The organism is Azospirillum brasilense (assembly GCF_003349955.1).
GTDB classification, from domain to species: domain Bacteria; phylum Pseudomonadota; class Alphaproteobacteria; order Azospirillales; family Azospirillaceae; genus Azospirillum; species Azospirillum brasilense_B.
Genome location: NZ_QLKQ01000133.1, coordinates 1 through 10,107, shown reverse-complemented (window position 1 = coordinate 10,107; position 10,107 = coordinate 1). Strand labels below are relative to the sequence as shown.

Annotated in this window: 9 protein-coding genes; 6 read left to right on the top strand and 3 right to left on the bottom strand. The window is 72.5% G+C overall.

All coding sequences use genetic code 11. The features are described 5' to 3' along the window. Window positions 1-122: 122 nt before the first annotated feature. A complete protein-coding gene (locus tag DXK32_RS31000) occupies window positions 123-1,502 on the bottom strand; it encodes an ATP-binding protein (RefSeq protein WP_114862015.1) in 1,380 nt (459 codons plus the stop codon). A gap of 1 nt (window position 1,503) precedes the next feature. Then, window positions 1,504-2,229: a response regulator gene (locus tag DXK32_RS30995; RefSeq protein WP_114862014.1), complete on the bottom strand. Its 726-nt coding sequence runs from the start codon at window positions 2,227-2,229 to the stop codon at window positions 1,504-1,506. A gap of 186 nt (window positions 2,230-2,415) precedes the next feature. Between DXK32_RS30995 and DXK32_RS33585 the strand changes: the two genes are divergently transcribed. After that, entirely contained in the window at window positions 2,416-2,991 is a 576-nt protein-coding gene (locus tag DXK32_RS33585) for a Spy/CpxP family protein refolding chaperone (RefSeq protein ID WP_114862013.1), read from the top strand. Between the two features lie 66 nt (window positions 2,992-3,057). Here the strand turns inward: DXK32_RS33585 and DXK32_RS30985 are convergent, their stop codons facing one another. After that, window positions 3,058-4,080, bottom strand: coding sequence for an NAD(P)/FAD-dependent oxidoreductase (locus tag DXK32_RS30985; protein WP_114862012.1), 1,023 nt, complete (start codon window positions 4,078-4,080; stop codon window positions 3,058-3,060). Between the two features lie 222 nt (window positions 4,081-4,302). On the opposite strand from DXK32_RS30985, the gene DXK32_RS30980 reads away from it, so the two are divergent. From DXK32_RS30980 to addB, 5 genes are all read left to right on the top strand, one after another. Next, window positions 4,303-4,728: a hypothetical protein gene (locus tag DXK32_RS30980; protein ID WP_114862011.1), complete on the top strand. Its 426-nt coding sequence runs from the start codon at window positions 4,303-4,305 to the stop codon at window positions 4,726-4,728. Between the two features lie 19 nt (window positions 4,729-4,747). Then, window positions 4,748-5,248 (top strand): tRNA (adenosine(37)-N6)-threonylcarbamoyltransferase complex ATPase subunit type 1 TsaE, encoded by a 501-nt coding sequence (gene tsaE / locus DXK32_RS30975; RefSeq protein WP_114862010.1) that lies wholly within the window; start codon window positions 4,748-4,750, stop codon window positions 5,246-5,248. After that, window positions 5,245-6,258: an aminoglycoside phosphotransferase family protein gene (locus DXK32_RS30970; protein ID WP_247877427.1), complete on the top strand. Its 1,014-nt coding sequence runs from the start codon at window positions 5,245-5,247 to the stop codon at window positions 6,256-6,258. The genes tsaE and DXK32_RS30970 overlap by 4 nt, the downstream gene beginning before the upstream one ends. Window positions 6,259-6,260: 2 nt before the next feature. After that, the gene (locus DXK32_RS30965; RefSeq protein ID WP_247877426.1) at window positions 6,261-7,052 is read left to right on the top strand and encodes a nucleotidyltransferase family protein; all 792 of its coding nucleotides are present in this window, start codon (window positions 6,261-6,263) and stop codon (window positions 7,050-7,052) included. Window positions 7,053-7,177: 125 nt separating this feature from the next. Continuing rightward, window positions 7,178-10,107, top strand: a 2,930-nt coding sequence (gene addB / locus DXK32_RS30960; RefSeq protein ID WP_114862009.1) for a double-strand break repair protein AddB, incomplete at its 3' end; no start/stop codon positions are given.

The window sequence follows — 10,107 nt, the reverse complement described above, 5'->3', positions numbered from 1 at the left end:
TGGGCCCCTTCCCTCCCCCGCTTCGCAGGAGAGGGAGCTTATCCCCTCCCCTGCGAAAGCGGGGGAGGGTTAGGGTGGGGGCAAAGCCACCGAAGTTGATGCCTGTGCGAGATCCAGAGCGCTCACCGCGGCAGGGTCACCGTCACCCGCAGCCCGCCCTCCGGGCGGTTCGCCAGCGCGATGTCGCCGCCGTGGCCGCGCACCACCGTGCGGGCGGTGGCCAGCCCCAGCCCCACCCCGCCGGTGTCGCGCGAGCGCGAGCGCTCCAGCCGGTAGAAGGGGGCGAAGACCTTCTCGAACTCCGCCTCCGGGATGCCGGGACCGCCGTCCTCGATCTCCACCCGCAATTCCCCGTCCACGGGCCGCAGGCGCACGGTGAAACCGCCGCCATAGGCGATGGCGTTGTCCATCAGGTTGGCGAAGGCGCGGCGCAGGGCCACCGGGCGCCCGTCCACCGTCGCGTGCGCCGGCCCCTCGTAGGCGGCCTCGTGGCCGGCGTCCACGCGGTCGTCGCACAGGCTCTGCAGCAGGTCGGCGAGGTCGAGCGGGCCGCGCGGCTCGTGCTTGGCGTCGTCGCGGGCGAAGGCCAGCGTGGCGTTGATCATCGCCGCCATCTCGTCGAGGTCGGCGAGCATCTTGCGCTGCATCTCCGGGTCCTCGACCAGCTCGGCGCGCAGGCGCAGCCGGGTCAGCGGCGTGCGCAGGTCGTGGCTCATCGCCGCCAGCATCTGCGTGCGGTCGGCGACGAAGCGGGCCAGACGCGCCTGCATCCGGTTGAAGGCGCGGGTGGCGGCGCGCAGTTCCTGGGGGCCGGCCTCGGGCAGGGGCGGCGCCTCGCCGTCCACGCCCAGCCGCTCCGCCGCGTCGGCGAAGCGCGCGATGGGGGCGGTCATGCGGCGCGCCGTCCAGACCGACACCAGGGCCACCGCCCCGACGATGCCGGCCATCCACAGCGCGAAGCGCAGCAGCCGGAACGGCCCCTCCAGCGGGTCGCCGCCGACGAAGGTCAGCCAGGACCCGTCCTTCAGCCCCACCGACAGCCGGACGTCGGCGCCCCAGCGGTGTTCGTCCACCGGGAAGGGGCCGGGCATGGGACGCTCCCGCCGGACCTCGACCACCACGGCGCGGTCGGGATCGTCCAGCTCGCCGCGGATGGCGCGGCGCAGCCGGTCGAAGGGAAAGCCCTCGCGCTGGTTGGCGAAGCGCGGCGTCTCGGGGTTCCAGTCCACCCGCAGCACGGGATCGTCGATCGCCTTGACCAGCCGCCGCCGCTCCGGCGGTGGGGTGCTCTCCACGAGCTGGACGATGGCGGTGACGCGCTGGACGAGGACGCGCATGCTGTGGGCCGGCGGTCCCGGAGGACGGTCGGTGAGATAGACCAGCGCGCTGACCGCCTGGGTCAGCAGCAGCGCCAGCACCACGGTCAGCACCAGCCGCGAGGCGATGCTGTCCGGCAGCCAGCGCCGGGCCACCAGCAGGCGGCTCCTGCGGGAGGTTTCCATCTCAGGCCCCCGTCACCGCCGGGGTGAACAGATAGCCGCCGCCGCGCACCGTCTTGATCATGGTGGGGTCGGCGGGGTCGGGTTCGATCTTGCGGCGCAGCCGGCTGACCTGCACGTCGATGGAGCGGTCGAAGGGCACCGCCGACCGTCCGCGCGCCAGATCGAGCAGCTGGTCGCGGGTCAGCACCCGCTGCGGATGCTCCACGAAGGCGACCAGCAGGTCGTATTCCCCGGCGGAGAGCTGCACCAGCACCCCGTCGGGCGAGCGCAGCTCCCGCTTGGCGAGGTCGAGCGTCCAGCCCTCGAAGCCCAGCGTCTTGCCCGTGGCGCCGCCGGACACCGGCGGGCCGGAGGCGCGGCGCAGCACGGCCTTGACGCGGGCCAGAAGCTCGCGCGGGCTGAAGGGCTTCGCCAGATAGTCGTCGGCCCCCATCTCCAGCCCGACGATGCGGTCCGTCTCCTCGCCCATCGCGGTCAGCATGATGACCGGCGTCTGCGCCGTCTCGGGGGCGGCGCGCAGGCGGCGGCACAGGCTCAGCCCGTCCTCCCCCGGCATCATCAGGTCGAGCACGATCAGGTCCACGCGCGCGCTGACCAGCGTGCGCATCATCTCCACCCCGTCCTTGGCCCCGGTGACGCGGAAGCCGTGCCGCGTCAGGAACTGCGACAGGAGGGTGCGGATTTCGCGGTCGTCGTCGACCACCAGCAGGTGAGGGGTGCGGTCCATGGAACGCATGATCCGACGCGCGGGCGCCGGGGTGAAGAAGAAATGTGTAACGCCACGTTACGGGGAGGCCGGCTGTTACACAGCGTTACCAATTCACGGAAGGACGGACATCAAGCGGATACGTTGCCGGCCCATCATCGGGGTCATCGGGAACGCAAGACCCCGTCGATAACAAGGAGCATCCCCATGAAACGCGCTATGATGACCACCGCCGCGCTGGTTCTCGGCCTCGGCCTCGCCGTGCCGGTGTTCGCCCAGCAGCAGCCGGGTCCCGGCGCCGGCCCTGGCCCCGGTCCGGACGGCGGCCGGCATTTCTCCCGGATGTGCGAGGATCAGGACGCCCGGCTGGCCGGCATGCTGGCCTACGCCGAGAAGAAGCTGAACATCACCGACCAGCAGCGCGCCGCCTGGACCAAGTTCGCCGACGCCGCGAAGGCGAGCCAGAAGCCCACCCAGGACCTCTGCGCCAAGTACAAGGACCAGCCGATGCCCGCCGCGGCGCCGGCCCGGCTCGAGCGGATGGAGGCCATGATGTCGGCCCGCCTCGCCCAGCTCCAGCAGGTGCGCCCGGCGGCGACCGACCTCTACGCCCAGCTCACCCCCGACCAGCAGAAGCAGGCCGACCGTTTCCTGAGCCGCGCCGGTCACGGCATGATGGGCGCCGGCATGGGCGGTCCCGGCCCGCGCCATCACGGCCCCGGCCCCATGCACGACGGCCATGGCCCCGGTCCGGGTCCCGACAAGGGCCCCCGCGGCGGCTGATCCCTTGCCTCCCGTCAGCCGTTGACGGAGCGGGCCGCCGGTACTCCCGGCGGCCCGTTTCCGTTCTTACTCGGCGCCGGGAACGCCCTTGGAGGTCGAATATTCGAAGTGCAGCGCCTCGCCCGGATGGACCAGCGGGTGGATGGCGTGGGCCGCCTGCGCCGCCTCGGAGAAGCCGCAGAGGATCAGCTTCAGCTTGCCGGGATAGGTCGCGATGTCGCCGATGGCGTAGACGCCGGGGGCGCTGGTGGCGCAGCCGGGCAGGCTGACGCCGATGTGGCTGCGCTCCAGGTTCAGGCCCCACTCGGCGATCGGCCCCAGATTCATCGACAGGCCGAAGAAGGCGAGCAGCGCGTCGGCCGGCAGGTCCTTCTCCTCGCCGTCCAGCGTGGCGACGCGCACGGCCGAGAGCTGGCCGTTCCCGCCGACCAGACCGGAGAGCTGGTAGGGCACCACCATCTCCACCTTGCCCTCGCGGACCAGGACGTCCATGCGGGCGACGCTCTCCGGGGCGGCGCGGAACTTGGGCCGGCGGTGGACGACATAGACCTTCTCCGCCACGTCGGCCAGCGACAGCGTCCAGTCCACGGCGGAGTCGCCGCCGCCGGCGATGACCACGCGCTTGCCGGCGAAGTCCTGCTTGCGGCGGACCATGTAGAAGACCGACGTGCCCTCATACTGCTCCAGCCCGTCCAGCGGCGGGCGGTTGGGGCCGAAGGCGCCGCTGCCGGCGGCGATGATCACCGCCTGGGTGTCGATGCGCGTGCCGATGCTGGTCTCCACCAGCCAGCGCCCTTCGTCCGTCCGGGTCAGCTTCTCGACCTGCTGGCCCAGATGATAGGTCGGGCTGAAGGGGGCGGCCTGCTCCGCCAGCCGGTCGATCAGGTCGGCGGCCTCGATGGCCGGGTGGGCCGGGATGTCGTAGATCGGCTTTTCCGGGTACAGCGCGGTGCACTGCCCGCCCACCATGTCCAGCGCGTCCACCACATGGCATCGCATCTTCAGCATGCCGCATTCGAACACGGCGAAGAGACCGACGGGGCCGGCGCCGACGATGACGACGTCGGTGCGATGGACGGTGTGCGACATGGGACGCGCTGCCTTGTGCAAACGGGGGAACGATGACGCCTTCAATTGTCCGGTTTCGCGCCCCCGGTCAACCCCGCCGTCACCAGTACCCTGCACGGGGAGGGCGAACGGCGCGCGCAAAATGGGTGCGGTCCCGCCGATTTCCTTCTGGGCGTGCGGTCGCGGTGGGGTAGGATTTGCCCGTTTTCCCCGTGCCGGAGCGCCCGCGATGAAGGACTGGCGATGAAGGAGCTGCGCTGCCTCGTGTTCACCGACCAGGAGGTCGTGAAGGCCGTGCTCGACCGCCGCCGCCGGATGAAGGAGCCGCTGCCCAGCGGCACGGTCGGCAAGGTCACCTACCGCCCCGGCCAGCCCGGCGGCGGCGGGGTGGAGACGCTGATCCAGGTCACCGGGGACGAGGGCGACGACCGCAGCCTGACCCTGCACGAGTCCGAGGTCGCGGCGGCGCTGGTGTCCTATTGCATGGGGCGCAAGATCCCCCTGCCGGTCGAGTCCGACAAGATGATCCACCTGATCAACGGCGCCCTGACGCTGATGATCACCATGAACTTCAAGAAGCCGCCGCGTCTGGTGGAAGAGCGCAGCGAGGCGTCGGAGCCGCCCCCCGCCCCTCCCCCGGTGCCGCGCAAGGCCGCCTCCCGACGTTGATCCGACCCTGTTTGGCACGATGACCCGAACCGAATCCCCCCCCAACGCGCGCGCCGTCTCGCTGCCGAGCGAGGACGCGACCGCCGCGCTGGCCCGCCGCCTGGCCGCGGCGCTGGCGCCCGGCGACCTCGTGGCCCTGCGCGGCGACCTGGGCGCCGGCAAGTCCGCCCTGTGCCGCGCCCTGATCCGCGCCGTGACCGAGGAGGACGCGGAGGTGCCGTCCCCCACCTTCACGCTGGTGCAGACCTACGACACCGACATCGGCCCGGTCTGGCATTTCGACCTCTACCGCCTGTCCGGCCCCGACGAGGTGACCGAGCTGGGCTGGGACGAGGCCCGCGCCGAGGCCGTCCTGCTGGTGGAATGGCCGGACCGGCTGGGTCCGCTGCTGCCCGCCGACCGCCTCGACGTCGCGATGAGCTTCGCCGGGCCGACCGAGCGCCGCGCCACCCTGACCGGCCACGGCGCCTGGGAATCGCGACTGGACGCACTCGACCTTTCCGCACTGGAGCGCCCGTGACCGACCGCGCGTCGCAGATCGCCGCCTTCCTCGCCCGCCACGGGCTGGAGGGGGCCAAACGCGAACCGCTGGCCGGCGACGCCTCGGCGCGCCGCTACGAGCGGCTGACGACTCCGGACGGCGGCACGCTGATCCTGGTCGACACCCCCGTCCCGGCCGAGGAGCTGGCGCCCTTCATCGCCATCGGCGCGACGCTGGACCGGCTGGGCTTCTCGGTCCCCGCCATCCTGGCGGCGGAGGTCGAGGCGGGGCTCGCCATCCAGGAGGATTTCGGCGACGGCACCCTGACCCGCCTGCTGAACGCGGGGGAGGAGCCGCGCCCGCTTTACGAGCTGGCGACCGACGTTCTGATCGAGCTGCACCGCCGTTTCCCGGTGGAGGAGGCGGCCTGCCTGAACCTGCCGCTCTACGACGCCGCCCTGTTCACGCAGCAGGTGGCGCTGTTCGCCGACGTCTACCTGCCCGCGGCGACGGGAAAGCCCCTGTCGGACGAGGCCCGGTCCGCCTTCGACGCGGCCTGGGCCGCCGTGGTGCCGGGGGCCTGCGCCGGGCCGCAGTCGCTGCTGCTGCGCGACTACCATGTGGACAACGTGATGCGGCTGCCCCGGCCCGGCCTGCGGGCGGCCGGGCTGATCGACTACCAGAGCGCCGGGCTCGGCCCCGTCGCCTACGATCTGGTGTCGCTGCTGGAGGATGCCCGCCGCGACCTGCCCGCCGGGCTGGAGGGCGTGCTGCTGGACCGCTACCGGGCCGCCTTCCCGGATCGCGACTGGGGTGCCTTCCGCCGCTCCTACGCGGTGCTGGGGGCGATCCGTCACACCCGCATCGTCGCCATCTTCGTGCGTCTGGCGTTGCAGCGCCGACGCGGCTATCTCCTTCACCTGCCGCGCGTCTGGCGGCTTCTGGAAGGCCAGCTCGCCAAGCCCGAACTGGCCCCGGTCGCCGACTGGTTCGCCCGCCACCTGCCGCCGGGTACCCGCGCGGAGCTTGTCGTTCCGGAGCCGGATTGATTATGTCGCCTGTCTCGAAGAAGACCCGCCCCAAGATGCCGCCCAAGACGCCGCCTGTGGCGACCGCCCCCGCCAAGGCCATGGTGATGGCCGCCGGGATGGGCCTGCGGATGCGCCCGCTGACCCTGGAGCGCCCGAAGCCTCTGATCCCGGTGATGGGCAAGCCGATGCTCGACCACGCGCTCGACCGGCTGGAGGAGGCCGGCGTGACCGATGCCGTGGTCAACAGCCATTACAAGGGCGCGATGATCGCCGCCCATCTGGCCGGACGGACCAGCCCGGCCATCACCCTGTCGCCGGAGGACACGCTGCTGGAGACCGGCGGCGGCGTGAAGAAGGCCCTGCCGCTTCTGGGCGCCGACCCGGTCTATGTGGTCAACGCCGACATCCTGTGGCTCGACGGCCCCTCCCCCACGCTGGCGCGGCTGGCCCGCCATTGGAACCCGGAGGAGATGGACGCGCTCCTGCTGCTGATGGCGACCACCAAGGCGGTGGGCTACGAGGGGCGCGGCGACTACCACATGGACCCGCTGGGCCGGCTGACCCGGCGCGGCGAGATGGAGATCGCTCCCTTCGTCTACGCCGGCGTCCAGATCGTGAAGCCGGAGCTGTTCGGGCAGGACACCCCCGACGGCGCCTTCTCCACCAACCGCGTCTGGGACCGCGCGCAGGAGGCCGGGCGCCTCTTTGGCCTCGCCCATGACGGGTTGTGGTTCCACATCGGCACCCCCGACGCGCTGGCCGAGACGGAGGAGATGCTGTCGATGAGCGACGTCTCGGTGGTCACCACCTGACCGGCCACCGGACGGACGCCCGACTGTCCCTTTGTGAGAATTTTTGTATTCCTTGACGCTTTGTGGTGTCATTGCCCCACATCTAGTATCCTCGCGCGTCTGACGATACAGCTTCCGGGGCAGGCATGAGCGGCAGGGCGGAGCCCAAGGTCTATTCGATTCCCACCGGCGTGTCCTTCGTGGACCAGCTCGCCGCGGGCATCCTGGACCGTGTGGGGAACGACCCGCTGGCGCTGGCCGGGGTGACCGTCCTGCTGCCGACGCGCCGCTCCTGCCGCTCGCTGCGCGAGGCCTTCCTGCGCCGCTCCGGCGGGCAGCCGATGCTGCTGCCGCGGATGAGCCCGCTGGGCGAGCTGGACGCCGCCTCGCTCAGCCTGACCTCGGCGGAGGAGCTGCCCGGCGTGCCGCTGGAGCTGCCCGACCCGATCAGCGGGCTGAAGCGCCAGATGATGCTGGCCCGGCTGATCCTCCAGGCGACCGGCGTGTCGGCCACCACCGCGCAGGCGGTGCGGCTGGGCGCCGATCTGGGACGGCTGATCGACGCGGTGTGGACGGAGGACGTTGCCTTCGACCGGCTGGCCTCGCTGGTGCCGGAGGATTACGCCCAGCACTGGCAGGTGACGCTGGAGTTCCTGAAGATCGTCACCGAGCACTGGCCGGCCATCCTCGGCGCCAGCGCGCAGACCGACCCGGCGCAGCGCCGCAACCTCGTGCTCCAGACCCAGGCCGCGCTGTGGCGGGCGGAGCCGCCGCAGGGGCTGGTCATCGCCGCCGGCTCCACCGGCTCCATCCCGGCGTCGGCCGACTTGCTGGCGGTGGTCGCCGCCCTGCCGCAGGGGGCTGTCGTTCTGCCCGGCCTCGACCTGGAGGCCGACGAGGCGAGCTGGGACGCCATCCGCGCCGACGAGGCGCACCCGCAGCACGGCCTCGCCCACCTGCTCGACCGGCTGTCGGTCGGCCGCGCCGCCGTGCGCCGCTGGAACGACGCGGAGGAGCCTCGCGCCGCCCGCGCCCGCCTGCTGGCCGAGGCCATGCGCCCCGCCGCCACCACGGAAAGCTGGCGGGAGCTGGAGGGGCTGGACGCCACGGCCCTGGACGGGCTGACCCGCATCGACGCCCCGACCGCGGAGGAGGAGGCGTCGGTCATCGCCCTGCTGCTGCGCCACGCGCTGGAGACGCCGGGCAAGACGGCGGCGCTGGTCTCCCCTGACCGCAACCTCGCGCGCCGGGTCGCCATGGCGCTGACCCGCTGGGGCATCGCGGTCAACGACTCGGCGGGCCAGCCGCTGGTCCACACCGCCGTCGGCACCTATCTGCGGTTGACCGCCGAGCTGGCCGCCAGCCGCGCCCACCCGCTGGCCCTGCTGGCGCTCGCCAAGCACCCGCTGGCCGCCGGCGGCCACGACCCGGCGGAATTCCGCCGCTCCGCCCGCGCGCTGGAACGCACCGTCCTGCGCGGCCCCCGCCCGGCGGAGGGTTTCGCCGGGCTGATCGCCGCGCTGAAGGCCGCCGACCGCTTCGACCACCCGGACCAGCAGGCCGCCCTGCTCGGCTGGCTGGAAAATCTGGAAACGCTCGCCGCCCCCTTCATGGAGGCGCTGTTCAGCGAGGCCCCGCTCAGCGACCTCGTCCGCGCGCACGTCGCCTTCGCCGAGGCGCTGGCCTCGCGCACCGACGCGCCGGGGTCGGAATTCCTGTGGCGGCAGGACGACGGCGAGGAGGCCGCGACCTTCGTCCATGAGCTGCTGGAGGCCGCGGACGGCTTCCCCGCCGTTCCCGGCAAGGATTATCCGGCGCTGCTCGACGCGCTGATGGCGATGCGCCCGGTGCGTCCGCGCTTCGGCCTGCACCCGCGCCTCTACATCCTCGGCCCCATGGAAGCGCGCCTTCAGCATTTCGACCTGCTGGTCCTCGGCGGGCTGAACGAGGGGACCTGGCCGCCCGACCCCGACGCCGATCCCTGGATGTCGCGCCCGATGCGCCGGGATTTCGGCCTGCCCAGCCCGGAGCGCATGGTCGGCCTGTCCGCCCACGACTTTACCCACGCCTGCGGTGCGGAGGAGGTCGTGTTGACCCGCGCGGAGCGGGTGGACGGCACGCCGACCGTCCCGTCGCGCTGGCTGCTGCGGCTGGAGACGGTGCTGCGCGCGCTGGGTCTGGACGGGCGGATCGAACTGGCCGGGGAGCCCTGGCTGGCCTGGGCGCGCGGTCTGGACGAGCCGGACGCCGTGCGCCCCGTCGCCCCGCCGGAGCCGCGCCCGCCGGTGTCCGCCCGCCCGCGCAAGCTGTCGGTCACCAAGATCGAGAAGTGGATGCGCGACCCCTACGCCATCTACGCCGAACATGTGCTGAAACTCCGCAAGCTCGACCCCATCGCCGCCGACCCCGGCGCCGCCGACCGCGGCCAGTTCATCCACGCGGCCCTCGACGCCTTCGTGAAGGCCCATCCCGGTCCGTTGCCCGACGACGCGCTGCACCGGCTGCTGGCGATGGGCCGCGAGTCCTTCGGCCCGCTGCTGCACAGCCATCCCGACGTCTGGGCCTTCTGGTGGCCGCGCTTCGAGCGCATCGCCGAGTGGTTCGTCGGGCTGGAGCGCGACCGCCGCCGCACCCTGAAGCCGCTTGCCACCGAGGTGTCGGGCGAGCTGGCGCTGAGCGGCCCCGCCGGCCCCTTCCTGCTGACCGCCAAGGCCGACCGCATCGATTCGGGCGGCTTGGGCTTGGTCCTGATCGACTACAAGACCGGCACCCCGCCCTCGACCCGTGAGATCGAGCTGGGCTTCGCGCCGCAGCTGCCGCTGGAGGCCGCCATGGCCGAGGCCGGCGGCTTCGCCGGGGTCGCGAAGAACCGGGTGGCCGAGCTGGCCTTCTGGCGCCTGTCCGGCGGCGACCCGCCGGGCGAGGAGAAGGCGGTGAAGGGCGACCCGGCGACTCTGGCCGCCGAGGCCCGCGCCGGTCTGGAGGAACTGATCCGCCATTTCGACGACCCCGCCACCCCCTACCGCTCCTGCCCTCGCCCGGCCATGGCGCCGCGCTACACCGACTACGCCCACCT

Bases quoted from the DNA above. Each gene is read 5' to 3' on its own strand.
- DXK32_RS31000 (WP_114862015.1), bottom strand. From the start codon at position 1,502: ATGGAAACCTCCCGCAGGAGCCGCCTGCTGGTGGCCCGGCGCTGGCTG.
- DXK32_RS30995 (WP_114862014.1), bottom strand. From the start codon at position 2,229: ATGGACCGCACCCCTCACCTGCTGGTGGTCGACGACGACCGCGAAATC.
- DXK32_RS33585 (WP_114862013.1), top strand. From the start codon at position 2,416: ATGAAACGCGCTATGATGACCACCGCCGCGCTGGTTCTCGGCCTCGGC.
- DXK32_RS30985 (WP_114862012.1), bottom strand. From the start codon at position 4,080: ATGTCGCACACCGTCCATCGCACCGACGTCGTCATCGTCGGCGCCGGC.
- DXK32_RS30980 (WP_114862011.1), top strand. From the start codon at position 4,303: ATGAAGGAGCTGCGCTGCCTCGTGTTCACCGACCAGGAGGTCGTGAAG.
- tsaE (WP_114862010.1), top strand. From the start codon at position 4,748: ATGACCCGAACCGAATCCCCCCCCAACGCGCGCGCCGTCTCGCTGCCG.
- DXK32_RS30965 (WP_247877426.1), top strand. From the start codon at position 6,261: ATGTCGCCTGTCTCGAAGAAGACCCGCCCCAAGATGCCGCCCAAGACG.